This is a genomic window from Janibacter cremeus (assembly GCF_029395675.1).
Taxonomy (GTDB): Bacteria; Actinomycetota; Actinomycetes; order Actinomycetales; family Dermatophilaceae; genus Janibacter; species Janibacter cremeus_A.
In genome coordinates this window covers 1,758,478-1,785,097 of record NZ_CP115184.1, presented here as the reverse complement: position 1 = coordinate 1,785,097, position 26,620 = coordinate 1,758,478, and the positions used below count along the sequence as shown (strand labels likewise).

Annotated in this window: 23 protein-coding genes; 14 read left to right on the top strand and 9 right to left on the bottom strand. The window is 71.1% G+C overall.

The window, feature by feature from the left end; genetic code table 11:
• Positions 1–4: 4 nt before the first annotated feature.
• The 3 genes from O9K63_RS08300 to O9K63_RS08290 all read left to right on the top strand — a co-directional run bounded on the left by O9K63_RS08300 (position 5) and on the right by O9K63_RS08290 (position 3,148).
• Positions 5–1,264: a quaternary amine ABC transporter ATP-binding protein gene (locus tag O9K63_RS08300; RefSeq protein ID WP_277236966.1), complete on the top strand. Its 1,260-nt coding sequence runs from the start codon at positions 5–7 to the stop codon at positions 1,262–1,264.
• On the top strand, positions 1,264–2,154 hold the full coding sequence (locus O9K63_RS08295) for an ABC transporter permease (protein WP_277236965.1): 891 nt from the start codon (positions 1,264–1,266) through the stop codon (positions 2,152–2,154). The genes O9K63_RS08300 and O9K63_RS08295 overlap by 1 nt, the downstream gene beginning before the upstream one ends.
• Positions 2,155–2,224: 70 nt before the next feature.
• Entirely contained in the window at positions 2,225–3,148 is a 924-nt protein-coding gene (locus O9K63_RS08290) for a glycine betaine ABC transporter substrate-binding protein (RefSeq protein WP_277236964.1), read from the top strand.
• Between the two features lie 211 nt (positions 3,149–3,359).
• Here the strand turns inward: O9K63_RS08290 and O9K63_RS08285 are convergent, their stop codons facing one another.
• Together O9K63_RS08285 and O9K63_RS08280 are read right to left on the bottom strand one after the other, a co-directional pair.
• A complete protein-coding gene (locus O9K63_RS08285) occupies positions 3,360–4,583 on the bottom strand; it encodes a glycoside hydrolase family 3 N-terminal domain-containing protein (RefSeq protein ID WP_277236962.1) in 1,224 nt (407 codons plus the stop codon).
• 33 nt (positions 4,584–4,616) lie between these two features.
• The gene (locus O9K63_RS08280) at positions 4,617–5,858 is read right to left on the bottom strand and encodes a class I SAM-dependent methyltransferase (RefSeq protein WP_277236960.1); all 1,242 of its coding nucleotides are present in this window, start codon (positions 5,856–5,858) and stop codon (positions 4,617–4,619) included.
• A gap of 240 nt (positions 5,859–6,098) precedes the next feature.
• Between O9K63_RS08280 and groES the strand changes: the two genes are divergently transcribed.
• Positions 6,099–6,395 (top strand): co-chaperone GroES, encoded by a 297-nt coding sequence (groES, locus tag O9K63_RS08275; protein ID WP_277236958.1) that lies wholly within the window; start codon positions 6,099–6,101, stop codon positions 6,393–6,395.
• A 123-nt stretch (positions 6,396–6,518) separates the two neighbouring features.
• A complete protein-coding gene (gene groL, locus O9K63_RS08270) occupies positions 6,519–8,126 on the top strand; it encodes a chaperonin GroEL (protein ID WP_277236956.1) in 1,608 nt (535 codons plus the stop codon).
• 143 nt (positions 8,127–8,269) lie between these two features.
• Here the strand turns inward: groL and serA are convergent, their stop codons facing one another.
• The gene (gene serA / locus O9K63_RS08265; protein ID WP_277236955.1) at positions 8,270–9,472 is read right to left on the bottom strand and encodes a phosphoglycerate dehydrogenase; all 1,203 of its coding nucleotides are present in this window, start codon (positions 9,470–9,472) and stop codon (positions 8,270–8,272) included.
• A 98-nt stretch (positions 9,473–9,570) separates the two neighbouring features.
• On the opposite strand from serA, the gene O9K63_RS08260 reads away from it, so the two are divergent.
• On the top strand, positions 9,571–10,266 hold the full coding sequence (locus O9K63_RS08260; RefSeq protein WP_277236954.1) for an aspartate/glutamate racemase family protein: 696 nt from the start codon (positions 9,571–9,573) through the stop codon (positions 10,264–10,266).
• A 9-nt stretch (positions 10,267–10,275) separates the two neighbouring features.
• Here O9K63_RS08260 and O9K63_RS08255 read toward each other — a convergent pair whose 3' ends face one another.
• The 3 genes from O9K63_RS08255 to O9K63_RS08245 all read right to left on the bottom strand — a co-directional run bounded on the left by O9K63_RS08255 (position 10,276) and on the right by O9K63_RS08245 (position 13,582).
• Complete coding sequence (locus tag O9K63_RS08255) at positions 10,276–12,744, bottom strand: ExeM/NucH family extracellular endonuclease (protein ID WP_277236953.1); 2,469 nt, start codon at positions 12,742–12,744, stop codon at positions 10,276–10,278.
• 173 nt (positions 12,745–12,917) lie between these two features.
• Positions 12,918–13,163, bottom strand: coding sequence for an RNA-binding S4 domain-containing protein (locus O9K63_RS08250; RefSeq protein WP_277236951.1), 246 nt, complete (start codon positions 13,161–13,163; stop codon positions 12,918–12,920).
• 116 nt (positions 13,164–13,279) lie between these two features.
• Positions 13,280–13,582 carry a WhiB family transcriptional regulator gene (locus O9K63_RS08245; RefSeq protein WP_277236948.1) on the bottom strand — a complete coding sequence of 101 codons (303 nt, stop codon included), beginning with the start codon at positions 13,580–13,582 and terminating at the stop codon, positions 13,280–13,282.
• Positions 13,583–13,779: 197 nt separating this feature from the next.
• Between O9K63_RS08245 and guaB the strand changes: the two genes are divergently transcribed.
• Entirely contained in the window at positions 13,780–15,318 is a 1,539-nt protein-coding gene (guaB, locus tag O9K63_RS08240) for an IMP dehydrogenase (protein WP_277236947.1), read from the top strand.
• Between the two features lie 43 nt (positions 15,319–15,361).
• On the opposite strand, the gene O9K63_RS08235 is transcribed toward guaB, so the two are convergent.
• Together O9K63_RS08235 and O9K63_RS08230 are read right to left on the bottom strand one after the other, a co-directional pair.
• Positions 15,362–16,387, bottom strand: coding sequence for a P1 family peptidase (locus tag O9K63_RS08235; protein WP_277236946.1), 1,026 nt, complete (start codon positions 16,385–16,387; stop codon positions 15,362–15,364).
• A gap of 46 nt (positions 16,388–16,433) precedes the next feature.
• Complete coding sequence (locus O9K63_RS08230; protein WP_277236945.1) at positions 16,434–17,516, bottom strand: YihY/virulence factor BrkB family protein; 1,083 nt, start codon at positions 17,514–17,516, stop codon at positions 16,434–16,436.
• Between the two features lie 100 nt (positions 17,517–17,616).
• On the opposite strand from O9K63_RS08230, the gene O9K63_RS08225 reads away from it, so the two are divergent.
• A complete protein-coding gene (locus tag O9K63_RS08225; protein WP_277236944.1) occupies positions 17,617–18,639 on the top strand; it encodes a dipeptidase in 1,023 nt (340 codons plus the stop codon).
• On the opposite strand, the gene O9K63_RS08220 is transcribed toward O9K63_RS08225, so the two are convergent.
• Positions 18,640–18,912 (bottom strand): antitoxin, encoded by a 273-nt coding sequence (locus O9K63_RS08220; protein WP_277236943.1) that lies wholly within the window; start codon positions 18,910–18,912, stop codon positions 18,640–18,642. It lies immediately after the preceding gene.
• Positions 18,913–19,088: 176 nt separating this feature from the next.
• Here O9K63_RS08220 and O9K63_RS08215 point away from each other — a divergent pair, with 176 nt between their 5' ends.
• The 6 genes from O9K63_RS08215 (at position 19,089) to guaA (ending at position 26,539) form a co-directional block, all read left to right on the top strand.
• The gene (locus tag O9K63_RS08215; RefSeq protein ID WP_277236941.1) at positions 19,089–20,210 is read left to right on the top strand and encodes a GuaB3 family IMP dehydrogenase-related protein; all 1,122 of its coding nucleotides are present in this window, start codon (positions 19,089–19,091) and stop codon (positions 20,208–20,210) included.
• A gap of 132 nt (positions 20,211–20,342) precedes the next feature.
• The gene (locus O9K63_RS08210; protein ID WP_277236940.1) at positions 20,343–21,935 is read left to right on the top strand and encodes a succinic semialdehyde dehydrogenase; all 1,593 of its coding nucleotides are present in this window, start codon (positions 20,343–20,345) and stop codon (positions 21,933–21,935) included.
• 62 nt (positions 21,936–21,997) lie between these two features.
• Complete coding sequence (locus O9K63_RS08205; protein ID WP_277242290.1) at positions 21,998–23,764, top strand: GMC family oxidoreductase N-terminal domain-containing protein; 1,767 nt, start codon at positions 21,998–22,000, stop codon at positions 23,762–23,764.
• Between the two features lie 68 nt (positions 23,765–23,832).
• Complete coding sequence (locus O9K63_RS08200) at positions 23,833–24,585, top strand: SURF1 family protein (RefSeq protein WP_277236939.1); 753 nt, start codon at positions 23,833–23,835, stop codon at positions 24,583–24,585.
• Entirely contained in the window at positions 24,582–24,923 is a 342-nt protein-coding gene (locus O9K63_RS08195) for a DUF3817 domain-containing protein (protein WP_277236937.1), read from the top strand. Before O9K63_RS08200 ends, O9K63_RS08195 begins: the two co-directional genes overlap by 4 nt.
• A gap of 41 nt (positions 24,924–24,964) precedes the next feature.
• The gene (guaA, locus tag O9K63_RS08190) at positions 24,965–26,539 is read left to right on the top strand and encodes a glutamine-hydrolyzing GMP synthase (protein WP_277236935.1); all 1,575 of its coding nucleotides are present in this window, start codon (positions 24,965–24,967) and stop codon (positions 26,537–26,539) included.
• Positions 26,540–26,620: the final 81 nt, after the last annotated feature.

The following is a 26,620-nucleotide window of genomic DNA, read 5'->3' as shown; positions in this document are numbered from 1 at the left end:
ACGTGTGACTGCGATCACCGCGAGCCATCTGTACAAGGTATTCGGCCGACGACCAGAGAGAGGGGTCGAAGCCCTCAAGCAGGGCGCCGACCGCGACGAGCTGCGCCCGATGGGCCTGACTCCCGCGGTCATCGATGCCTCCTTCTCGGTCGAGCCGGGAGAGATCTTCGTCGTCATGGGCCTGTCCGGCTCGGGCAAGTCGACGCTCATCCGGATGGTCAACGGACTGCTGCAGCCGACCTCGGGCGATGTCCACATCGGTGACACCAACGTCACCCGGGCGAAGGGGGAGAGCCTGCGCCGGGTGCGACGGGAGCACGTGAGCATGGTCTTCCAGCACTTCGCGCTGCTGCCGCACCGCACCGTCGGGGAGAACGCCGCGTACGCGCTGGAGGTCCAGGGCGTCAACCGCGCCGACCGCGAGCGCCGGGCTGAGGAGGCCCTGAAGATGGTCGACCTCGGCGGCTGGGGCGGCTACCGGCCGGACGAGATGTCCGGCGGCATGCGCCAGCGCGTCGGCCTCGCCCGCGCCCTGGCCGCGGAGACCGACATCATGCTCATGGACGAGGCCTTCAGCGCCCTCGACCCGCTGATCCGCCGGGAGATGCAGGACAAGCTCGTCGAGCTGCAGAACCAGCTCGACAAGACGGTCCTCTTCATCACCCACGACCTCAACGAGGCGATGCGCCTGGGCGACCGGATCGCGATGATGCGCGCCGGGCGGATCGAGCAGATCGGCACGGCCGAGCAGATCCTCAACGACCCGGCCAACAACTACGTCGCGCAGTTCGTCCAGGACGTCGACCGCAGCCGGGTCATCACGGCCGACGGGATCATGGAGACCCCGCCGGTGGTCGTCGGGCCGGAGCAGGGCCCCCTCGCCGCACAGAAGCTCATGCGCGAGACCCAGACCTCCTGGCTCGTCGTGGTCGGCCGCGACCGCACCCTCGTCGGTCTGGTCCAAGAGGGCGACGTGGCCAGGGCGGTGCGCGAGCGCAGCGACCTGCTGCCGGTCATCCCGCGCGATCGGGTGCCCACGGCCACCACCGACACCCTGCTCGCGGACATGTTCCGCGACGCCTCCGACGCCAACAGCCCCGTCGTCGTCGTCGACGAGGAGGACCGGGTCCTCGGCACCGTCCCGCACGTGACCCTGCTGGCGGCGGCGTCGAGCGGGCAGGACGTGCCCCCGCCACCCGACCACGTCGTCCCACCACCCGGTGACCACGACGGTGAGCCGGCGATGACGGGGGAGGTGCAGTGATGGAGGAGGACCCGATCTTCCCCAGGGTTCCCGTCGGTGACTGGGCCGAGTCGATCATCGACTGGCTGACCACCAACGTCTCCGCGCTCTTCGACTTCATCGACCTCACGGTCGGATGGCTCGTGGAGACGCTGAACACGGCCCTGCTGTCACCGCCGTCCATCGTGATCATCTTGGTGCTGACCCTCATCGCGTGGCTGGTGCGCTCGTGGGAGTTCGCCGTCGCCACGCCGATCGGCTTCGCTCTGGTGGCCGGGATGGGGCAGTGGGAGAACGCGATGCTCACCCTGTCGTTGGTCATCATCGCCACCATCGTCGCCGTCATCATCGCGGTCCCCATCGGCATCGCCGCCGCACGCAACGCGTGGGTGAGCGGTGCGGTCCGGCCGTTGCTGGACTTCATGCAGACGATGCCCGCCTTCGTCTACCTCATCCCCGCGATCATCTTCTTCAGCGTCGGCGCCGTCCCGGGTGTCGTGGCCACGGTGATCTTCTCGCTCCCGCCGGGAGTGCGCCTGACCGAGCTGGGGATCCGCCAGGTCGACTCCGAGACGGTCGAGGCTGGAGCAGCCTTCGGTGCCACACCACGCCAGATCCTGCGAGGGATCCAGCTGCCCCTGGCCACGCCGACGATCATGGCCGGCATCAACCAGGTGATCATGCTCGCGCTGTCGATGGTCGTCATCGCCGGCATGGTCGGCGCCGACGGGCTCGGCAAGGAGGTCGTCTCGGCGATCTCCACCCTGAACATCCCGCTGGGCGTCGAGGCCGGCCTCGGCGTGGTCATCCTCGCCATCTTCCTCGACCGCACGACCGCCGCCCTGGGCAGCCCCGGTGAGTACCCCGGTTCCCTCCGGCGCGTCCTGCGGCGGGCCACCAACCGTTCGTGACCAGACCGGCTTCGGCCGGTGACCACCGACACCACCGCTCCGGCGGTGACGTCACAGGAAAGGACAAGAAATGAACAAGCGACTCAGCCGCAAGGCGCTCGCGGCGACAGCCGCCTCGACGCTGGCCCTCACGCTCGCCGCGTGCGGGGACAGTGGCGGTGGGGACTCCGGATCCGGGGGTGAAGGCGAGAGCAAGGGCACCATCAAGCTGGGCTTCATCCCGTCCTGGACCGACGGGTTGTCGACCGCGTACCTCCTCGAGGACCAGCTGACCAAGGCCGGTTACGAGGTGGAGATGCAGACCCTGACCGAGGCCGGGCCGCTGTACACCGCCCTGGCCAAGGGTGACGTCGACATGTACCCGTCAGCGTGGCCGGAGGTGACGCACGCGGCGTACATGGAGGAGTACGGCGAGGACATCGAGGACGTCGGCGCGTACTACGACAACGCGAAGCTGACCCTGGCGGTGCCGAAGTACAGCAAGATGCAGTCCATCGCCGACCTGCCGAAGCACGCCAAGGAGCTCGACGGCAAGATCATCGGCATCGAGCCGGGCGCGGGCCTGACGAAGGCGACCAAGGAGAGCGTCATCCCGGAGTACGGCCTCGGGCAGGACTTCGAGCTCGTCACCTCGTCGACGACCGGCATGCTCGCCGAGCTGAAGAAGGCGACGGACGCCAAGGAGGAGATCGTCGTCACCCTGTGGCGTCCCTTCTGGGCCAACAGCGCCTTCCCGGTGCGTGACCTGAAGGACCCCAAGGGTGCGCTCGGTGAGTCCGAGGCCCTGCACTTCCTGGGCACCAAGGGCTTCTCCGACGAGTACTCCGAGGCGGCCGACCTCATCGAGGGCATCAAGCTCGATGACGAGGAGTACGGCTCGCTCGAGGACATGGTCGTCAACGAGTACGGCGAGGGCAAGGAAGCCGAGGCCATCGACGCCTGGATCGAGGAGAACCCCGAGGCGTTCGAGACCGAGCTGACCGAGAAGCAGTAGGCGTCCTCCGCAACGAACGAGCCCCTGGCGTCCCCGGCGCCAGGGGCTCGTCGTGGTCCGCGGGAAGCGGTGAGCGGGTCGAGAGGGGTGGTGGCCCGACTCAGGCCGGAGACCGGACCTGAAGACTAGGCATGGCACGTGACCAAGGCGTCCGGTCTCCGCGCCAAGGGCCGCCGCGCCTCTCGACCCGAGAACCACCACCAGCTCGGGGTCAGCCGCAGTCGAGCAGCCCCATCTTCTCCTTGAGGGTGAGCACCCGAGTCACGGACTCCTCGACGTTCTCCGCGAAGGCCTCGTCCCCCTTCGCCCGCTCGACGATGGCGGAGGTCATGGGCGGTACCTGCTGCGGCTCGACGGTGAGCACGATGTCACCGCCCGCGGCGATGAACTTCGTCGCGCGCTCCTCGACGGGTGTGGCCTGGACCGCGGCCGCGCTGCCGACGTCGTCGGTGATCACCACGCCGTCGAAGCCGAGATCCTGGCGCAGCATCCCCTCGATGATCCGGTCGGAGAAGACGGCCGGGGTACCCGGGTCGATCTGCGCGTAGCGGGCCGACCCGATCATGACGATCCTGGTGCCGCCGTCGATGACGGTCTCGAAGGCCTGCAGGTGGGGGTCGTCCGTGGTCATCTCGGTGTCGGTGATGCCCTCGGTCGTCAGGTCGGTGTTGCCGGTGATCCGGCCGATGCCGGGGAAGTGCTTGACGGTCGGCTCCACGCCGGCGTCCTGCATGCCCCGGGCGAAGGCGAGCGCGCCGGCGCCGGCGGCCTCGGGGGTCGAGCCGTACTGGCGGCCCCACTGGCCGATCGGGTCGTTGGCCTGCCCGATGGAGGTGGGGACGGTGTCGGCCACGGGGGCGAGGTTGACGTTGACGCCGGCCGCGGCCAGCTCGCCTCCCCACCCCTTCGCCGCCGATCGCAGGTCGGGCAGCTGCGCCTGCTGCAGGCCGGAGGGCATGGCGGAGAAGCCGGCACCGGTCAGCTGCTGGACCTCTCCGCCCTCCTGGTCGGCGGAGACGATCATGCCGACCTTCGTGCCGTCGACGGTCGGCGCCACCTGCTGGAGGTGCTCGCTCGCGGCGGCGACGGTCTGCGAGCCCTGCCACCCGCCGAGGTAGAGCATCGAGCCCAGGCCCTGGTTCTTGACGACCTCGTCGAGGCTCGTCACGGGGCCGGGGTTCATGGCGGCCATGAGCAGCTGGCCGGCCTGCTGCGTCGGCGTCATCGCCTCACGCACGTCGGTGACGCAGGAGTCGGCCTGCGCCCGGGTGGTCGAGTCCTCGTCCGGGGACCCGGACGGGCCGGCCGAGGTCGAGGACGTCGAGGAGCCGCCCGTGCTGCTCGGCTCGGGGCTGCCGGAGCCGCCGCATCCGACGAGGGCGAGCACGGCTGCGCCGGCGGCGATCCGGGGCAGGGCGTGGGGGTGGCGCGACATGGGTGGAGGGTACCCGTGGGGACTGGGTGCGGCTCAGTCGCAGGGGGAGACGACGAGCACGCTCTGGGCGCCGGCGACCCGGGTCAGCACGATGGTGGCGCTCGCGCCGTCCCCGGCGCCGCGCCCGATCTTCAGCTGGCGCCGCAGCTGGTCCTCGTCGAGGCGGATGCCGCGCTTCTTGATCGTCAGCCCGGTGATGCCGTGCTCACGCAGCCAGGCACGCAGGGCCTTGACCGAGAAGGGCATGGCCTCCAGCACCTCGAAGCGGCGGGCGTGCCCGAGATCGATCTCGAGGTCGCTCGTGACGTACCCGAGGCCCGGCTCCAGCTCGGCACCGGAGACGGCGCCGGTGACGGTCCCGATGAGTCCGGCGCGCACGACGGCCCGGTCGGCCTCGTAGAGCCACCGGCCGGTGTCGGCCAGCGCGGCGGCCCGACGGGGGTCGTCCTCGCAGCTGCGCTCGTCGACCTCGACCGGCGGACGGTCGCGGCGCAGCACGCGGGCGCTGCGGCCGGTCTCCTTGACCAGGGGTCCCCACCAGACGGTGCACTCCAGGACGGTGCCCTGCCAGGAGAGCCACTGCGCCTCGGTCCCGAGCGGCGGGATGTCGTGGGGAAGGGAGGGGCTCAGCTTGGCGCCGGTCGCGGGCACGTCCCGGGCGACGGAGAGGACGAAGTCCCACGACGGGGAGATCTCGTCCAGCCGGAAGACGCGGCGGGTGCGTCCGGAGCGGTCGGCGACGCCGGGCGTGCGACGGGCCGGGTCCAGCCAGACGCCGGCGCGGGCGTGCAGGGGGTCGAGCGGGGGGTCGAAGTCCTCGGCCAGCCCCGTGCGGGCCCGGCTGTCCGGCCACGGCCGCAGGTTGATGTCGGCCAGGGCCGCCGTCAGCGGGTCGGCGTCGATGGCCTGGACGGTGACGCCCAGGGCGCTCATGGCCATCGCGTCGGAGCCGATGCCGCAACCCAGGTCGTGGACGGTGGCCAGGCTGGCGGCGGCGTACCGACCGGCGTGGGTCGCGGCGACCTCGAGACGACTGGCCTGCTCGAGCCCGTCGGGGGTGAAGAGCATGCCCTGCGCGAACTCGCCGAACTTGTCCTGTGCGCGTGCCCGCAGGCGCTTCTGGGTCATCAGCGCCGCGGCCTGCTCGGCGCTGCGACCCTCGGCCCGCAGTGCGCTCACCTGTGCCACGGCGTCGGCCTCCCGGTACTCGGGGAGGTCGTGCAGGGCGGCATGACCCTCGGGGGAGGCCAGCCAGCGCACGGTCGTCAGATCCACACGGGGCATTGTCCCCTCTCCGCGGGTGTGGCGGGGAGGACGGGCCGGAGGTGACCGCATCGAGACCACCGTCATGGGCGGTTGGCACTCAGGTTGACCGAGTGCCAGCGGCCGCATAGATTTGGACTTGGCACTCACCACTGGCGAGTGCCAACGCCAAGGCTGGTCGATCCCCGCGACGGCGTCCGGCCCGGCACTTACGACAACTCATCATTCACGACCCTCACAGAAGGAGTCAGCGTGTCGGTTTCCATCAAGCCGCTCGAGGACCGCATCGTCGTCCAGTCCGTCGAGGCCGAGCAGACCACCGCGTCCGGACTCGTCATCCCGGACACCGCCAAGGAGAAGCCGCAGGAGGGTCAGGTCGTCGCCGTCGGCCCGGGCCGCTTCAACGACGACGGTGACGAGCGCGTCCCGATGGACATCTCCGTCGGCGACCGTGTCATCTACTCCAAGTACGGGGGCACCGAGGTCAAGCACGCCGGCGAGGAGTACCTCATCCTCTCCGCGCGCGACGTCCTCGCGATCGTCGGCTGACGATCCCCGAGACCCCGCGGCCGGGCACCGGCCGCAACTGCTGACGCCCCGGGTGCGGGCCCTCCCGGGTCCCACCGGGGCGTCGCCGTTTCCCCTCTTCTCACCTGAGACCAAAGGACACCCATGGCCAAGGAACTGGAGTTCAACGACTCCGCCCGTGACGCCCTCCTGCGTGGCGTCGACCAGCTCGCCAACGCCGTCAAGGTGACGCTCGGCCCTAGGGGCCGCAACGTCGTCATCGACAAGGCGTGGGGCGCCCCGACCATCACCAACGACGGCGTGACCATCGCCCGCGAGATCGAGCTCGAGGACTCCTACGAGAACCTCGGCGCGCAGCTGGCGAAGGAGGTCGCGACCAAGACCAACGACGTCGCCGGTGACGGCACGACGACCGCCACGGTTCTCGCCCAGGCGATGGTCCGCGAGGGCCTGCGCAACGTCGCGGCGGGCGCTGCCCCGTCCGGCCTCAAGCGCGGGATCGACAAGGCCGTCCAGGCCGTGTCCGACCGCCTGCTGGAGAACGCCTTCGAGCTCAAGGGCAAGGAGGAGATCGCCCAGGTCGCCGCCCTCTCCGCGCAGGACCACGTCATCGGCTCGACGATCGCCGACGCCTTCGACAAGGTCGGCAAGGACGGCGTCATCACCGTCGAGGAGTCCTCGACCGCCGAGACCGCTCTCGACTTCACCGAGGGCATGCAGTTCGACAAGGGCTACATCAGCCCGTACTTCGTCACCGACCCGGAGCGCATGGAGGCCGTCCTCGAGGACGCCTACGTGCTGATCAACCAGGGCAAGATCTCCAACATCCAGGAGATCCTCCCGGTGCTGGAGAAGGTCGTCCAGTCCGGCAAGCCGCTGATGATCATCGCCGAGGACGTCGACGGCGAGGCGCTGTCCACCCTCGTGGTCAACAAGCTCAAGGGCGTCTTCAACGTCGTGGCCGTCAAGGCTCCCGGCTTCGGTGACCGCCGCAAGGCGATGCTGCAGGACATGGCCATCCTCACCGGTGGCCAGGTCGTCGCCGAGGAGGTCGGTCTCAAGCTCGACCAGGTCGGTCTCGAGGACCTCGGCCAGGCCCGTCGCGTCGTCGTCACCAAGGACAACACGACGATCATCGACGGCCAGGGCAGCGCCGACGAGGTCAACGGCCGCGTGGCCCAGATCAAGGCCGAGATCGAGCGCACCGACTCCGACTGGGACCGCGAGAAGCTCCAGGAGCGCCTCGCGAAGCTGGCCGGTGGCGTCTGCGTCATCTCCGTCGGTGCCCACACCGAGGTGGAGCTGAAGGAGAAGAAGCACCGCATCGAGGACGCGATCTCCGCGACGCGTGCCGCGATCGAGGAGGGCATCATCGCCGGTGGCGGCTCCGCGCTCGCCCACGCCGTGTCGGTCCTCGACGGGTTGGACCTCGAGGGTGATGAGGCCGTCGGCGCCAGCATCGTGCGCAAGGCCGCGGTCGAGCCCCTGCGCTGGATCGCCGAGAACGCCGGTCTCGAGGGCTACGTCGCCGTGGCGAAGGTCCAGGAGCTCACCCCGGGCAACGGCCTCAACGCCGCCTCCGGTGAGTACGGCGACCTCGTCGGCGCCGGTGTCATCGACCCGGTCAAGGTGACCCGCTCCGCGCTGGTCAACGCCGCGTCGATCGCGTCGATGGTCCTGACCACCGAGACCCTCGTGGTGGACAAGAAGGAGGAGGAGCCCGAGGCCGCCGGCCACGGTCACTCCCACTGATCTCCTGACACACCTCGAAGGGGGGTCGCTCACCGCGAGGTGGGCGACCCCCCTTCGTCGTGCCCGCTGGTGCCGGGCCGAGGTGGTCAGGTGGGCCCGGCGGCGCGGGACCACCTCGACCGACGGGATGGGGGAGGTCGCGATCAGTCGGCGACGATGACGCGGACCTCGACGGTCTCCTCGAGCTCGCGCAGGCGCTGCTCGGTGTCCGCTGGCAGCGAGCCGGCGAGGTCGGTGACGGCATAGCCGTACTCGCCCTTGGTGCTCAGCTGCTGGCTGTCGATGTTGGCGCCGCCCTCGGCGAGGATCGCGTTGACGCGGGCGAGGACGCCGGGGACGTTCCTGTGCAGGTGCAGGATCCGCGTGTCACCGGCGGTCTGCGGGGCGGCGACACCGGGCAGGTTGACCGACATGGTCGTCGCGCCGGAGCCGGCCCAGTCGCGCAGCTTGCCGGAGACGTAGCGGCCGATGTCCAGCTGCGCCTCCTCCGTGGAGCCGCCGACGTGCGGGGTGAGGATGACATTGGGCAGGCCCTGCAGGACCGACTCGAAGGGGTCGCCCGCCTTCTTCGGCTCCGTCGGGAAGACGTCGACCGCGGCACCGGCGATGTGGCCGGAGACGATGTTGTCGCGCAGGGACTCCACGTCGACGACGAAGCCGCGCGAGAGGTTGAGGAAGAGGCTGCGCGGCCGCATCCGGGCGAACTCCGCCGCCCCGAAGTTGCCGGCGTTGCCGGAGCGGCCGTCGACGTGGAGCGTGATCGTCTCGCACGTGGTGAGCAGCTCCTCGAGCGACCCGCAGCGCTTGGCGTTGCCGAGCGGCAGCTTGTCCTCGAGGTCGTAGTAGTACACGTGCATGCCGAAGGCCTCGGCGACGACCGACAGCTGGCTGCCGATGTTGCCGTAGCCGATGATGCCCAGGGTCCGGCCGCGCACCTCGTGGGCGCCCTTGGCGGACTTGTCCCACACGCCGGCGTGGAGTGCAGCGTTCTTGTCGGTCAGGTGGCGGGCCATCGAGATGATCTCGGCCATCGCCAGCTCGACCACGCTGCGGGTGTTGGAGAAGGGCGCGTTGAAGACGACCGTGCCGGCCTGCGACGCGGCGTCGAGGTCGATCTGGTTGGTCCCGATGCAGAACGCACCGATGACCTTCAGCTCCGGTCGGGCCTCGAGGACGGCGCGCGTCACGTGCGTCTTGGAGCGGATGCCCAGCATGTCGACGCCCTCGAGGGCGGCGACCAGCTCGGGCTCGTCGAGCGCACCCGAGCGCGTCTCGACGTCGAAGCCGGCGTCGGTCAGGGCCTCCCGGGCGACGTCATGGATGTTTTCCAGCAGCAGCACCTTCACGCTGTGCAGGGTATGCCGGACACCGCGGGGACCTGGCACCGGTTCGGCATGCGGAACCGAGCACGCCGCTGCGCGCCCGGCTGACCTACTCTTGGGTCATGCGTCTTCTGGGAGTTCTCGGCGGGATGGGTTGGTCGGCGACGGCGGAGTACTACCGCCGTCTGAACGAGGGGGTCGAGGCCCGACTCGGTGGCCTGCACAGCGCCCGGGTGCTCATCAACAGCGTCGACTTCCAGCCCGTCGACGACGCGGAGAACGCCGGCGACTGGGACGGCATGGCCCGCATCCTCATCGAGGGTGCCCAGAGCCTGGAGGAGGGCGGGGCCGAGGCCGTCCTCATCGCCGCCAACACCATGCACGCCGTCGCCGACCAGGTCAGTGCCAGCGTCGACGTCCCCTTCCTGCACATCGCCGAGGCGACCGCCACCGCGGTGCAGGGTGCCCGCCAGCGCAAGGTCGGGCTCGTCGCCACGGCGACGACGATGGCGGGCGACTTCTACACCAAGCCCTTCGAGGAGCGCGGCATCGAGGTGATCCTGCCGCTGGAGGAGGAGCGCCCCGAGGTCGACCGGATGATCTACGAGGAGCTCGTCCACGGCATCATCAAGGACAGCTCCCGCAAGACCCTCCGCCAGATCCTGCACAGCATGGCCGACCGCGGCGCCGAGGGCATCGTCCTCGCCGGGACCGAGATCGGTCTGCTCGTCGACGAGGACGACTCACGGGTACCGATGCACGACACCACCGAGATCCACGTCGAGCAGGCCCTGGACTGGATGCTCAGCGGGTCCTGAGCACCCGTCTCACTCGGTCGTGCGGCGGGTGCCCGGCGCGAGGTCGACTCCCCAGCCCTCGTTCCCGTCGTCGAGGGAGAGTCCGACCAGCACCGGGTCGTGGTCGGAGCTGCGGTAGGGGGTGGACCCGTCGAAGAGCCCGGCCTGCGCCGCGCTCTTGTGGCTCTGGTCGTAGTCGAGGACGTCGGGCTCGGGTGAGTTGATGTGCCACTCGGTGACCCCGGTGACCTGCTCGCCGAGGGTCGGCGAGGACATCGCGTAGTCGAGGTACCCCCACTGGCCGTCGAAGACGTAGCTGAAGCCGAAGTCACCCACGTGCTCGCGCACGAGGTCGGAGTACCCGGCCGAGCGGAGAGCGTCGATGGGGTCCTCGTGGTCGTAGGAGTTGAGGTCGCCGAGGATCATCCAGTCCTCGTCCTCGATGCCGGTCGGGTCGGTCTCGATCCAGGCGGCGAGCTCCTGCGCGGCCAGGGTGCGGGTGCGGTTGCAGCTGCCGGCCCACTCGTCGTCGTCGCCGGCCCCGCAGGAGGACCCCTTGGACTTCAGGTGGTTGGTCGCGACGGAGAAGACCTCGTCGGTGCCGTTGCGCCAGAAGGAGGCCGCCAGGGCGGCGCGGTTCTTGCTCTGCCCGGTGCCCGCCGGGTCGAGGAACTGCGGGGTGTCGAGCACGGCGCTCTCGCCGATCGGCGTCACCTCGTCGGCGCGGTAGAGGATGCCGACCTTGATCGCGTCCGTGCCGACCACGGTCCCGCCGGTGCGCACGTGCGCCCACTCCTCGCCGGTGCGCTCCTGCAGTCCCTCGGCGAGGTCCGCGAGGACCTCGACGCCGGGGGTGTTCTCCACCTCGTTGAGCGCGATGACGTCGGCATCGAGGCCGTCGAGCGCGCTGAGCAGCTTGGCCCGCTGGCGGTCGAGCTCGGCCTGCGTGTCGGCGCCGCGGCAGTCCATGTCCCGGTGGGGTCCGCAGCGCGCCGAGCCGTCGTCGAGCGTGCGGAAGTGGTTGAGCGCGTTCATCGCGGCGACCTGCACGTCGCCGCCGACGTCCTGCGGCCGCGCCGGGCGCTCGGTGCGCTCGTAGGCGTCGTGGCCGGTGGGCAGCAGGCGATACACGTCGTAGGAGTAGTAGACCGCGCCGGTCAGCCCGGTGACGGTGTCGCCACCCCGGAAGGCGTTGGTCGGGGTGAGCTCGTCCCGGGTGATCGGGTGGATCACCTCCTCGGGGTTCTGCGAGGTGAGGCCGTCGTCGATGGTGATCCGGCTCAGCTCGTTCCACGCGCGACGGGCCTCGGCCTCCTGGGACCCGGGGTCGGCGACCGCGGTCGGGGTGAAGGGGCGCTCCTCGCCCTCGTAGGGCAGCGCGACCACCGTCTCGCCGTACCGGTCGTAGTCGAAGTACTCGGTGACCACGAGCTCCTGCCCGAAGGAGGCCGTCATGCCCTCGACCGCCTCGAGGTCGGACTCGTCCGCCAGCGGAAAGGACAGCGACGTCGGGGACGGGGTCGGGGCGGTGCCGAGCACCTCCACCTCGGTGTCACCGAGCTGGGTGTTGCCGTAGCGCTCCTCGACGACGCCCGTCACCCGCACCTCGTCGCCGACGGAGGCGGTGTCGGCCCCGCCGGTGTGGACGAAGACCCCCTCCGAGGTCCCCGGGTCACCATCGGTGTCCGAGTCCTCCTCCTGCACGAAGAGACCGCCCAGCATCGGGCCGGGCCCCTCCTGGTCGTCGACGACGACACCGTGGACCACGACCAGCTCGCCCACGAGGGGCGAGCTGTCCCCGGCTCCCTGCACCTCGTGGATCCGTCGCTCCCGGGCGGTGCCACCGCCACCGGGGCCCCCTCCCGAGCCGGCGGTGGGGGTGTTGACCGACGGGTCGTTGCCGAAGGAGAGGATCCGCCAGTCCGCGGTTGTGTCGGTGTCCACGCCGTCGTCCACGCGGCCGACCCCGGCCGGCAGGTAGGACCCGTCCGGGCCGACGAGCGGGGCGTCGAAGAAGAAGTGCGCGGCGTCCTCGCCGTCCGTGGAGGCCACCGCGTCGCGTACGACGATGCCGCCGTCGACACTCGACCCGGTCAGGGACGCGGTCTCGACCAGGGCGAAGGTCGTCGAGGAGTTCTCCAGGCTGTCCTCCAGCGTGCGGTCGGCGTCGAGCGAGTAGACCGTCTCCGCGACCTGGTTGGCCGCGAGGAAGAAGCCGTTCTCGCCGAGCGCGTCGTCGGGACCGAGGTCCACCCGGGTGTCGATCGTGCCGTTGGAGCTCTGGTCGTCGCTCTCGACCGCGATGAGGCTCAGCCCGTCCAGGCTCGTCCCCGGCGTGCCGTGGAGCTCGACGTACTCCGCGTCGCTGCTCGTGGTCGAGGCCAGGACCTCGTCCAGCAGCACCGGGTCCCCGGTCGCTGCGCTGCCCGGCGGTGTCACGACGGTGACGGAACCCGCGACCAGCACGCCGGTCACCATGGTCAGGATCGTGCTGCGCACATGCCCTCCTCGACGGCGGGACCGGCCCCCGTGGCGCGCTCCCCGGGCGACTCCACCACGTCCGTGGTGATCTCGCCACCGGAGGGCGAGGAGTTCGCGGCGCCGTCGCCGGACGTTCACCCCCGACGGCTGCACGCACACGGCGAAGGGGGGTCCCCCCCTTCGCCATCGGCTCACCAGGGGACGTCGACCTCCGGCTCCCCGGTGACGACCTCGATCTGCTGACCGGCGTGGGCGACGACGCTGCCCGCGCTCACCTGAGCGCCCCGGCGGGTCTCGACCTCACCGTCCACGGTCACCTCCCCGTTGGCGATGACCGCACGGGCCATCGCACCGTCCTCGACCAGCCCGGCGAGCTTGAGGAGCTGGCCCAGGCGGATCGACTCGTCGCGGATGTGGACGGGCTCGGCGGAAGTCACCCCACCAGCGTAGGTCCCGTGGTGACCGGGGCGACCACCGTGCGGGAGCGCCCCGACATGACGCACCCCCGGGAGGATGCGGTGTCTCCCGGGGGTGCGCGATCAGGCGGTGCAGGTCAGCCGGCGAGCCCGGCCCGCCGCACGTCCCGCTCGGCGAGGAGGGCGGCGCGCTCGTCCTCGGACATGCCACCCCAGACCCCGAAGGGCTCGCGGATGGCCAGGGCGTGCTCGCGGCAGGCGTCGATGACGGGGCAGGTGCTGCAGATCTCCTTGGCTGCCGCGTCGCGCAGGCGACGAGCCGCTCCGCGCTCGCCGTCGGGGTGGTAGAAGGACTCGCTGCCGGTCTCTCGGCACACGCCCTCGTACTGCCACTCCCACAGGTCGGCGACCGGACCTCGTGGATTCGTGTGAAGTGCCATGGCTCGTGGTTCCCCTTGACGACGGTGCGAGGACGCACGCCCATCGCGCGTCCTGGACGACTAACTGACCTCAAATCTAAGGAGATTTCGGCCAACGAGGGGCGACGGCAAGGTAAGGGTTCCTCCCGGATCGGCCGGGTGATGGTCAGGGAATGGTCACGTCAGGAGGCGCACCTGCGGTGCCATACGATAGGGCGATGGACGTGCGCGACTCGACCGACCGTGACCACTCCGGAGCCTCGGGCCACGACCCCTTCGCGAAGGTCGGACTCACCTACGACGACGTGCTGCTCCTCCCGGGCTACAGCGAGCTGGCCCCGGGCGATCTCGACACCACGAGCCGCTTGACGCGCGGGATCAGCCTGCGCACGCCGTTGGTCTCGGCGGCGATGGACACGGTGACCGAGTCCCGGATGGCCATCGCGATGGCGCGCCAGGGCGGCATCGGCGTGCTGCACCGCAACCTCTCGATCGAGGACCAGGCCTACCAGGTCGACCTCGTCAAGCGGACCCAGACCGGCATGATCACCAACCCGATCACCATCGGGCCGGGCGCCACCCTCGAGGAGCTCGACACGATCTGCGGGGAGTACCGCGTCTCCGGCCTCCCGGTGATCGACGAGGACGGCGTCCTCATCGGCATCTGCACCAACCGCGACCTGCGCTTCACCCCCGTGGCGGAGTGGGCGACGACCAAGGTCCACGAGGTCATGACCCCGATGCCGCTGATCACCGCCCCGGTCGGCATCTCCCACGAGGACGCGACGCTCCTGCTGCGCCAGCACAAGCGCGAGCGGCTGCCCATCGTCGACGGGGCCGGCCGTCTGGCCGGACTGATCACGGTCAAGGACTTCGTCAAGAGCGAGCAGTTCCCCGACGCGAGCAAGGACGCGCAGGGTCGGCTGCTCGTCGGTGCGGCGATCGGGTACTTCGGTGACGCCTGGGAGCGGGCCACCACCCTCATCGACGCCGGAGTCGACGTCCTCGTCGCCGACACCGCGCACGGGCACGTCAAGCTCCTCCTCGAGATGTGCGCACGCCTGAAGAAGGACCCCGCGACCAAGCACGTGCAGGTCATCGGCGGCAACGTCGCGACCCGCGAGGGCGCCCAGGCCTTCGTCGACACGGGCGTCGACGCGATCAAGGTCGGCGTCGGGCCGGGCTCGATCTGCACGACCCGCATCGTCACCGGGGTCGGTGCCCCCCAGATCACCGCGGTCCACGATGCGTCGCTCGCCGCGCGTCCGGCCGGCGTCCCGGTCATCGCCGACGGCGGCCTGCAGCACTCCGGGGACATCGCCAAGGCGATGGTCGCCGGTGCCGAGTGCGTCATGGTCGGCTCGCTGCTCGCCGGGTGCGAGGAGAGCCCCGGTGAGCTGATCTTCGTCAACGGCAAGCAGTTCAAGGCCTACCGCGGCATGGGCAGCCTCGGCGCGATGAGCTCCCGCGGCAAGAAGTCCTTCTCCAAGGACCGGTACTTCCAGGCCGAGGTCACCAGCGACGACCAGCTCGTGCCCGAGGGTGTCGAGGGCCGGGTCGCCTACCGCGGCACGCTCTCCCAGGTCGCCCACCAGATGGTCGGCGGACTGCGGCAGTCGATGTTCTACGTCGGGGCAGGGACGATCCCGGAGCTGCAGTCGAAGGGACAGTTCGTCCGGATCACCTCCGCCTCCCTCAAGGAGAGCCACCCGCACCACCTGCAGGGCATGGTCGAGGCGCCGAACTACTCCGTCTGAGGCACCGCCCGCCCGCGATCGGGGCGTGGTCACCGCACGGTGGTCACGCCCCGATCGCGTCCCGGTACCCGGGCAGGGCGGCGCCGCAGTCGGAGGTGCGGTCGACGGTGCCGGACGCCAGGACCGCCCGCACGATCGCCCGGCTGACGCAGTCGGCCGCAGCGGACTGCAGCGCCACGAGGTCCGGGGGAGTGGGGGCCGGCCGCTCCCGCGTCGACAGCGCGAAGACCGTGTCCCCGTCGAAGGCCGTGTGGACGGGGGCGAGTGCCCGGGCGAAGCCGTCGTGGCTGACGCGGGCGAGACCGGTGCACCCGGCCTTGTCGAGCGTGGCGTCGGTGGCGACGACGGCCAGGGTCGTCGCCCTCCCGGCCCGCAGGGCCTCCATCTCGGCCTGACGTGCAGCCCAGTGGCGTTGCACGGCAGCGGGATCGGGGTCCGGGACGTCCACCTCGCCGGGGACGAGGAGGGGCTCGCCGAGCAGCCGGCCGTCGGGGCGAAGGGGGGACCCCACGGCGTTGACCGCCACGAGGGCGCCGACGCTCACCCCCGAGTCGAGGACGAGGCTCGCGGTGCCGATGCCCCCGTGCAGGCCGCCGGCGCGGGCTCCCGTGCCGGCGCCCACGCCCCCTTCGTCCACGGGGCCGGGGGCGGCGGCGAGGTAGGCCGCGCGGCCGTCCGCCGCGTCGGGGTGGTGGCGCCACGCACCGGCTCGCCCGAGGTCGAAGAGGATGGCAGCAGGCACGATCGGCACGACCTGCCCGGGGCCGCCGACGGCCCAGCCCCGTCCCTCGTCGGCGAGTGCCTGCACGACACCGTCCGCGGTGGACAGCCCGAAGGCGCTGCCGCCGGAGAGGACGATCGCGTCGACCGCGTCGACGAGGTTGCTCGGGGCGAGGGCGTCCGTCTCGCGGGTCCCGGGACCACCCCCGCGCACGTCCACGCCCGCGCACGTACCGGGCGGGGGAGCGACGACCGTCGTGCCGGTCAGCCAGCCGGGCTCGTCACGGGTGGCGTGGCCGACCCGCACCCCCGGGACGTCGGTGATCGCGTTGTGGGGTCCGGGACGCATGCTCCCAGCATGCCCGCGCGGGTCCCGGGATGCAGCAGCCCCGTCCTCACCCGTCGCCGTGGCGCCGGTCGTCAGGGCGGGTCGTGTGCGGAGCGTGCTGTGGCGTCTCCCCGACAGGACCGACGTCGTCGGGGTGCTCGAGCTGCTGCCTGTCCTCCGCGCTGACGGTGTCGCGCAGCCGTTGGGAGGTGGCGTCGCTGCGTAGCCGGCGGACGAGCTCCACGCGCGCCCGGGCGGTCTCGGAGTCCGGCCAGACGCGGTCACACGCCGCATTCAGTGCCGCGCCGATCAGGATCGCCACGGCGGTGAGGTACAGCCACAGGAGAACCGCGATGGGCGCGGCCAGGGGGCCGTAGATCGAGGTGCCCCCGATGACCCCCTGCAGGGCCCATCGCAGCAGGAAGCTGCCCAGGATCCACACCAGCAGGGCGAGACTCGCTCCCGGGACGTCGTGGCGCCACGAGGTCCGCACGGGGACGGACAGGTGGTAGAGCGAGGTGAGGAACGCGACGCTGAGCACGATCACGGTGGGCCAGTAGAGGGTGGCCACCACCTGCAGCTGGTCCGGGAGCACCGAGTCGATGATCCGTGGTCCGACGAGGACCAGCGGGAGCACGATCACGCCGACCACGAGACCGACGACGTACAACCCGAACGAGAGCGCGCGGGTGCGGATGACGCCACGTCGTCCGGCGAGTCCGTAGAGGATCGTGATCGTGTCCACGAAGACGTTGAGGGCCCGCGAGCCGGACCACAGCGCGAGCAGGAAACCGATGGAGACGACGTCGACGCGCCCACCCTCGAGCACCTCGTCCATGGTCGGTCGGATCACGGTCTCGATGCTCTCGTCGGTCAGGACCCGCCCGGCCAGGCTCAGGGTGGTGTCGCGCAGCGTCTCGACCTGGGCCACCTCGAGCGCGCTGACGAAGAACCCGATGCTGCCGGCGAGTGCGAAGATCAGCGGTGGGAGGGACAGGATCGCGAAGAAGGCTGCCTCGGCCGCGAGTCCCATGAGCCGGTGGCGGAACGACGCGGCCACGGTCGAGGTGAACAGCTGCCACGCGATGCGCCGTGGCCGGCCCCACGAAGCGGTGCGGCCCTGTGCGTCCCCTGCGCCGTCCGCCCTCATGACGCCACGGTACGCGCGCACCGGGCGGCAGCCTCCCTTCGAGGCGCCCCCGTCGCACCTCAGGAGATCGCCTCCGTCCGGCCGGTGATTGACTGGGGCGATGAGCACGAGCAGCGCCCCCATCCGCGTCCTCGACGGCCACAACGACCTGCCCTGGCACCACCGGGAGCTCGCCGCCTACGATCTCGACGCCTGCGACATCGCCCACCCCCAGCCTCAGCTGCACACCGACCTGCCGCGGATGCGGGAAGGGGGCCTGGCCGCCCAGCTGTGGTCGGTGTGGGTGCCGTGCTCGTTCACCGGGGAGGCGGCGGTGGCCGCCACCCACGAGCAGATCGACTTCGTGGAGGCGCTGTGCGCCCGCTACGAGCAGATGGTCCCGGCGCGCAGGGCCGCTGACGTCCGCTCGGCGTGGGGCGAGGGTCGGCACGCCGCGCTGATCGGCATGGAGGGCGGGCACTCGATCGCGGGCTCGCTGGAGACGCTGGCCGCGTTCGCGGACAGGGGCGCCCGCTACATGACGCTGACGCACAACGACAACACCGAGTGGGCGGACTCGGCGACGGACGAGCGGGTCCACGGCGGCCTGACCGACTTCGGTCGGGAGGTCGTGCGGTCGATGAACGACCTCGGCATGGTCGTCGACCTCTCCCACGTCAGCGCCGAGACGATGCACGACGCCCTCGACACCACGCGGCTGCCGGTGATGTTCAGCCACTCCGGCGCCCGGGCGGTCTGCGACCACCCGCGCAACGTCCCCGACGACGTGCTCGAGCGGATCCCGGCCAACGGCGGGATCGTCATGGCCAACGTCGTGCCGAAGTTCGTCAACCAGGCGCGCGCCGACCTGGACCTGGGCCGCACCGACGTCGTGCCCGACCCGGTGGCCACGACCGAGCACGTCGTCGCCCACTTCGAGCACCTGCGTGAGGTCGTCGGCATCGAGCATGTGGGCATCGGTGCGGACTACGACGGGGTGGACGAGACGCCCGTCGGCCTCGAGGACGTCTCGACCTACCCGGCGCTCCTCGCCGCGCTGGGCGAGCGCGGCTGGTCCCGCGCCGACCTCACGGCCCTCGCGCACGGCAACGCGCTGCGCGTCCTCGAGGCGACCGAGGTCTGATCAGGCGCGCATGTCCGGGTACGGGCGGTCCGTGCGGCTCGTGGTCTCGCCGGGCACGGTCGGCCCGGAGACACCCTGCCGGCCGGTCAGGGCCTTCTTCGCCTGGCTCGAGATGCCACCGATCTGGCGGTGGTACCTGCCGTGGGTGCGCTTGTCGATGAAGCCGGTGGCCCTGTCGATGTAGCCGGTGGCCTTGTCGGGGTTCTGGTGCGCCCACTGGCGCGCGGACTCGACGGCGGTCAGTACGACGGCCGCCCGCTTGAACTTCGGCATGCCTGGTCCTTCCGTGGTGATGGTCGTCCTCCATGATGACAACGACCGGGCGCGGCCGACGATTCCGGGGTGTGGCGGCCGGACCCCCCGACACCACCGGCACGACCGGGGTGTGCAGCGGCACCCCGTCCGCGCCCTCGTCCGCGTCGTCACCGACCCCCATCTAGGGTGGCAGGGTGAACGAGATCGAGATCGGCCGAGCCAAGCGGGGCCGCAGGGCCTACTCCTTCGACGACATCGCGGTGCTGCCGAGCCGGCGCACGCGCGATCCGCAGGAGGTCTCCCTCGACTGGCAGATCGACGCCTACCACTTCGAGATGCCCGTCATCGCCGCTCCGATGGACTCCGTGATGTCCCCGACCACGGCGATCGCCTTCGGTGAGGCCGGGGGGCTGCCGGTCCTCGACCTCGAGGGCCTGTGGACGCGCTACGCGGACCCGGAGCCGCTGCTGGCGGAGATCGCCGCGCTCGACCCGGCCCGGGCGACGGCCCGCATGCAGGAGATCTACTCCGCGCCGATCGTGCCGGAGCTGATCACCGAGCGGCTGCACGAGATCCGGCAGGCGGGTGTCACCGTCGCCGGGGCCCTCAGCCCGCAGAACACCCAGCAGTACTGGAAGACCGTGGTCGACGCCGGCGTCGACCTCTTCGTCATCCGCGGCACCACGGTCTCCGCCGAGCACGTGAGCAGCCGCAGCGAGCCGCTGAACCTCAAGCGCTTCATCTACGAGCTCGACGTGCCGGTCATCGTCGGCGGCGCGGCGACCTACACCGCCGCGCTGCACCTGATGCGCACCGGTGCCGCCGGCGTGCTCGTCGGCTTCGGTGGCGGGGCCGCCTCGACCACCCGCCAGGCCCTGGGCATCCAGGCCCCGATGGCCACCTCCATCGCCGACGTCGCCGCCGCCCGCCGGGACTACCTCGACGAGTCCGGGGGCCGCTACGTCCACGTCATCGCCGACGGCGGTCTGGGCACGAGCGGTGACATCGTCAAGGCCATCGCCTGCGGTGCCGACGCGGTGATGCTCGGCGCCGCGCTCGCGCGCTCCGCAGAGGCCCCGGGCCGGGGCTTCCACTGGGGAGCCGAGGCACACCACCCCGAGCTGCCGCGCGGGGCACGCGTGGAGGTCGGGTCCGTCGCCCCCATGGAGGAGGTCCTCTTCGGGCCCAGCCGCTCGGCCGACGGCACCACCAACCTCGTCGGCGCCCTGCGCCGCGCCATGGCCACGACCGGCTACACCGAGGTCAAGGAGCTGCAGCGCATCGAGGTCGTCGTCGCGCCGCACCAGCCGAGCTGACCCCCTTCGGGGCCCGTGCCCACGCACCCGGGGCGCCGGGCCCGGCCACCTCGAGGGGTGTGAGCGGGTGGACCATCTCACAGTGTGCGCCGACCTGTGGTCTTCCCCGACGCTTGGATCTACCCTCGGGTAATGACCTCGGAGACCATCGCTGACCCAGAGCTGGACCCCACCGCGACCTACGCGGTCGACCCGAGCCGGGCCCGCCGCCTCGCGAGCCGGGTCGTGGCGTCGCCGACGGCGCAGACCTTCACCAGGACCTCGCCGATGACCGGTGGTCCCATCGCGACGCTGCCGATGTCCACCGCGCAGGACGTCGCCCGTGCCGTGGCCGCCGCCCGGGCCGCGCAGACCCGGTGGGCCACCACCTCCTTCGCCGACCGGGCGCGCATCCTGCTGCGGTTCCACGACCTCGTCCTCGACAAGCAGGTCGAGCTGCTCGACCTCGTCCAGCTCGAGTCGGGCAAGACGCGGCACCAGGCCTTCGAGGAGGTCGCCGACACCGCCATGGCAGCGCGCTACTACGCGCGCACCGCGCAGGCCCACCTGCGGCCGCAGCGGGTCCAGGGCGCCCTGCCGCTGCTGACCCGCACCCGCGTGCTGCACCACCCCAAGGGCGTCGTCGGCGTCGTCTCGCCGTGGAACTACCCGCTGAGCCTGGCGATCACCGACGCACTGCCCGCCCTCATGGCCGGCAACGCCGTCGTGCTGCGCCCGGACCAGCAGGGCTCGGTCACCGCGCTGGCGGCCGTCGAGATGCTCGTGCGGGCCGGTCTGCCCGAGGGCCTCTTCCAGGTGGTCCTCGGTCGTGGCTCCGAGGCCGGTCAGGCGATCGTCGACTCTGCCGACTACGTCTGCTACACCGGCTCCACCCCGACGGGGCGCAGGGTCGCGCAGTCCGCGGCGGCGCGGCTCGTCTCCTTCAGCATGGAGCTCGGCGGCAAGAACTCCGTCTACGTCGCTGACGACGCCGACCTGGACAAGGCCGTCGAGGGTGCCGTGCGGGGCTGTTTCTCCAGCGCCGGCCAGCTGTGCATCTCCACCGAGCGGGTCCTCGTCCACGAGGCCATCGCCGAGGAGTTCGTCCCGCGCTTCGTCGCCGCCGTCCGGGCGATGACCCTGAGCACCGCGCTCGAGTACGGCCACGACATGGGCTCGCTGGTCAACCAGAGCCAGCTCGACACGGTCACCGAGCACCTCGAGGACGCGGTGGCCAAGGGAGCGAGCGTCCTCACCGGCGGCAAGCACCGTCCCGACGTCGGTCCCTACGTCTTCGAGCCCACCGTCCTCGAGGGGGTGACGTCGGCCATGACCTGCCGCGACGAGGAGACCTTCGGTCCGCTCGTCTCGATCTACCGCGTCGCCGACGACGAGGCCGCGATCGCCCTGGCCAACGACACCGAGTACGGCCTCAACTCCTCCGTGTGGACCACGGACGTGCGACGGGGTCGCCGCATCGCCGAGCGGATCCGCACGGGCACGGTCAACATCAACGAGTCCTACGCCGCGGCGTGGGCCTCCATGGGAGCGCCCATGGGCGGGATGAAGGACTCGGGCACGGGCCGGCGGCACGGGGCCGAGGGGATCCTGAAGTACACCGAGGCGCAGACCGTCAGCTCCCAGCACGTGATGCCGATCGCACCCGCCTTCGGCATCAGCCACCAGACCTATGCCAAGGCACTGACCGCCGGCCTGCGCGCCATGAAGATGACGGGGATGAAGTGAGCAGCAGCACCACCACGACACGCGACGAGGGCCTCGAGGGCCTCGAGGGCCTCGAGGGCACCGTGGACACGGACGTGCTCGTCATCGGCTCCGGCTTCGGGGGCTCCGTCGCCGCCCTTCGCCTCTCCGAGAAGGGATACCGGGTCACGGTCCTCGAGGCCGGCCGCCGGTTCGAGGACGAGGACTTCGCCGAGACCAGCTGGGACCTGAAGAACTTCCTGTGGGCCCCCAGGGCCGGCTGCTACGGGATCCAGCGCATCCACATGCTCAAGGACGTGATGATCCTCGCCGGCGCGGGTGTCGGTGGCGGGTCGCTCAACTACGCCAACACCCTCTACGTGCCGCCGACCGTCTTCTTCGAGGACCGCCAGTGGGGTCACATCACCGACTGGCAGTCCGAGCTGAAGCCGCACTACGACATGGCCAGCTCGATGCTCGGCGTCGTGACCAACCCCTGCGAGGGGCCGGTCGAGGACGTCATGCGTGCGGCCGCCGCGGACATGGGTGTGCCGGAGACCTTCGTGAAGACCCCGGTCGGGGTCTTCTTCGACACCGAGGAGGGTGCCCACGAGCAGGGGAGCACCGTGCCGGACCCGTACTTCGGCGGTGCCGGACCGTCGCGGAGCACGTGCACCGAGTGCGGCAACTGCATGGTCGGTTGCCGCGTCGGCGCCAAGAACACCCTGATGAAGAACTACCTCGCGCTCGCCGAGCGGCTCGGGACGCAGATCGTGCCGATGCGCACCGTCACCCGGGTCGGGATCGTGCCGGGCACCGACGCCCCGGGCAGGGAGGTCTACCGGGTGCGCCACGAGGCCACCGACAAGCCCGGTGACAAGGGCGCCCGGGTCACCACCGCACGCCACGTCGTCGTCGCGGCCGGCACCTGGGGTACCCAGAACCTCCTGCACCGGATGAAGGACGACGGCGAGCTGCCGCGCATCAGCGACACCCTCGGCGCGCTGACCCGCACCAACTCCGAGGCCCTCCTCGGCGCCCTGACCGAGCGTCCCCCGACCGGCGCGGACGACCTGACGAAGGGGGTGGCGATCACCTCCTCCTTCCACCCGGACGAGGACACCCACATCGAGAACGTGCGTTACGGCAAGGGCTCGGACGCGATGGGCCTGCTCACCACGCTCCTCGCCCCGCCGAGGACCGGCCGCACCCCGCGCCTGGCCAAGCTGCTCGCGGCGCTGCCGACGCAGCTCCCGGCGTTGAAGGCGTGGTTCCCGCCGGGGACCCACTTCGCCGACAGCACCGTCATCGGGCTGGTCATGCAGAGCCTCGACAACTCGCTGACGACCTCCCTCCGCCGGGGTGTGCTCGGGGGCCGTCGCCTGACCTCGCAGCAGGGCCACGGGGAGAAGAACCCGACCTACATCGAGTCCGGGCACAAGGGCATCAGGGTCATCACCGAACGGTTGGCCGAACGGCTCGGCATGCGCACCTTCGCGGGCGGCACGTGGAGCGAAGCCTTCGACATCCCGCTGACCGCGCACTTCCTCGGCGGCGCCGCGATCAGCGACTCGCCGGACCACGGCGTCATCGACCCGTACCACCGGGTGTGGGGCCACCCCGGGATCACGATCAGCGACGGGTCGGCCGTCTCGGCGAACCTCGGCGTCAACCCCTCGCTGACGATCACCGCGCAGGCCGAGCGGGCCTTCTCGCTGTGGCCGAACGCCGGTGAGACCGACCCGCGTCCGGCGCAGGGCGAGCCCTACCAGCGTCTCCAGCCGGTCGTGCCGGGCACCCGGGCGGTGCAGGAGTTCACGCACGCCAGCGCGAAGGTGAACCTCGGTATGCCGCAGCCCGCCGCCGGCTGAGGGTTCCGCGCGGGGGAGCGTCCGGGCGTGATCCAGGGCACCCAGATCCCCCACGTAGCCTTGGGCACGTGCTCCGGACCGTCCTCCGCCCCCGTTACCTGGGGCTGCTCGCGCTCGCGCTGGTCATCGGCGTGGTCTGTGTCATCGCCGGCCGGTGGCAGTGGTCGGTGGCGCACGACGAGGCGCGGGCGGAGACGGTCCGGGAGATCCAGGACCGCCCGGTCGTGGCGCTGGACGACTTCGTGCAGCCGCTCGAGGAATTCCCCGACGGCGGGTCCGGCCAGCGGGTGACGACGACCGGCGAGTACACCGGCGACCAGGTGCTCGTGGTCGACCGCCTGCTCGACGACGAGCTCGGCGCGTGGGTCGTCGACCGTTTCGTCGTCGCCGAGACCGGGGCCAACCTCGCCGTGGTGCGCGGGTGGATCCCGAAGGGGGAGACCCCACCGCCTGCACCGACGGGCACCATCGAGCTGCTCGGGTCGTTGGCCCCGAAGGAGGCCCCCGACGAGGGCGTCGGCCTCGCCGACGGCGAGATGACGTCGGTGGACATCGCCAAGCTGGTCAACGTCTGGCCGGGCGAGATCTACAACGGGTTCGCGTTCGCCATGAGTGAGGACGGCCGGGAGCAGGCGCCGGGCCTGGAGCGGGTGCCTCCGCCCCTGCCGGACACCTCGTTGCAGTGGCGCAACGTCATGTACGCATTCCAGTGGTGGGTGTTCGCGGCGTTCCCGCTGTGGATGTGGACGAAGATGGTGCGCCAGGCGGCGCGCCGGGACGAGGCCGCACAGGCCGAGGAGATCAAGGAGCACGTGTCATGAGCACGGACGAGCAGGCTGTGGCCACCGCCGACCCGAGGGCGATCGCGAGCGGGTTGACCGCCTTCCGGGTGAGCGCGATCGTCGCCGGACTGGCGATGTTCGTCCTCATCGTCGAGATGGTCCTCAAGTACGGCTTCGGCAACGACGCGCTCACCTGGTGGTCGCCCGTGCACGGCCTGATCTTCATGGTCTTCGCCGTCGCCACCGCCAACCTCGGCTTCAAGGTCGGGTGGTCGGTCGGGCGGATGATCGCGATCCTGCTGCTGGCGTGCATCCCCTTCGTCGCCTTCGTCGAGGAGCGTCGCGTCGTCCGCGAGGTCACCCCGCTCACGCAGTGACCGGACCGGGAGCGGCTGCACCACCCCGGTAACCTGTCCGCGTGACGGATTCGCTCAAGACCTCCCCGGTCCTCGTCGTCGACTACGGCGCCCAGTACGCCCAGCTCATCGCCCGCCGGGTGCGTGAGGCCAAGATCTACAGCGAGGTCGTGCCCCACACGACGCCGGTCGCCGAGATCCTCGCGAAGGAGCCGGCCGCCGTCGTCCTCTCGGGCGGACCCTCCTCGGTCTACGCCGACGACGCCCCGGGCCTGGACCCGGCTCTCCTCGAGGCCGGCGTCCCGGTCTTCGGCATGTGCTACGGCTTCCAGGCCATGGTCAAGGCCCTCGGCGGGACGGTCGAGCGGACCGGGCTGAGCGAGTACGGCTCGACCCGCGCGGAGATCGCGGAGCAGGACTCGACCCTCTTCACCGGTCAGCCCGCCGAGCAGTCGGTGTGGATGAGCCACGGTGACTCCGTGACCGAGGCCCCCGAGGGGATGCGCGTCACGGCGAGCACGTCCGGTGCGCCCGTGGCCGCCTTCGAGGACGACGACCGCCGGCTGTACGGCGTGCAGTGGCACCCCGAGGTCATGCACTCCACCTTCGGCCAGAGCACCCTGGAGAACTTCCTGCGCCGCGGCGCCGGCCTCGAGGCGGAGTGGACCTCGGACAACGTCATCGAGGAGCAGGTCGAGGTCATCCGCGAGACCGTCGGGGAGGACCGCGTGCTGTGCGGGCTGTCCGGCGGCGTCGACTCGTCCGTGGCCGCGGCACTCGTGCAGCGCGCCGTGGGGGAGCAGCTCACCTGCGTCTTCGTCGACCACGGCCTGCTGCGGCAGGGCGAGGCGGAGCAGGTCGAGGAGGACTTCGTCGCGGCCACCGGCGTCAAGCTCGTCGTGGTCGACGCGAGGAGGCAGTTCCTCGAGGCGCTCGCGGGCGTCAGCGACCCCGAGGAGAAGCGCAAGATCATCGGTCGCGAGTTCATCCGCGTCTTCGAGCAGGCCGCACGCGACGTCGTCGGCAGCGGCGACGACGAGCACCCGGTCAAGTGGCTCGTGCAGGGCACGCTCTACCCGGACGTCGTCGAGTCCGGCGGTGGCTCGGGCGCGGCCAACATCAAGTCCCACCACAACGTCGGCGGGCTGCCCGACGACCTGCAGTTCAAGCTCATCGAGCCGCTGCGGGCCCTCTTCAAGGACGAGGTGCGACAGGTCGGCCGCGAGCTCGGCGTCCCCGACGAGATCGTCGACCGGCAGCCCTTCCCCGGGCCGGGTCTGGGGATCCGGATCATCGGCGAGGTCAGCGAGCACAACCTCGACATCCTCCGCCGCGCGGACGCCATCGCCCGCGAGGAGCTGTCGGCGGCCGGGCTCGACCAGGAGATCTGGCAGTGTCCCGTCGTCCTCCTCGCCGACGTCCGCTCTGTCGGTGTCCAGGGTGACGGCCGCACCTACGGTCACCCGATCGTCCTGCGCCCCGTCTCCTCCGAGGACGCGATGACGGCCGACTGGACCCGCGTCCCCGGCGACGTGCTGGCCCAGATCTCCACCCGGATCACCAACGAGGTCCCCGAGGTCAACCGCGTCGTGCTGGACGTCACGAGCAAGCCGCCGGGCACCATCGAGTGGGAGTGAGCGCGCCCGATGTCGCAAGAGCCTAAGCAGTTGCGAAGTCACAGGGGCGGAGGAGAGCGCGACGTGGAGGGAAGTGGTGCG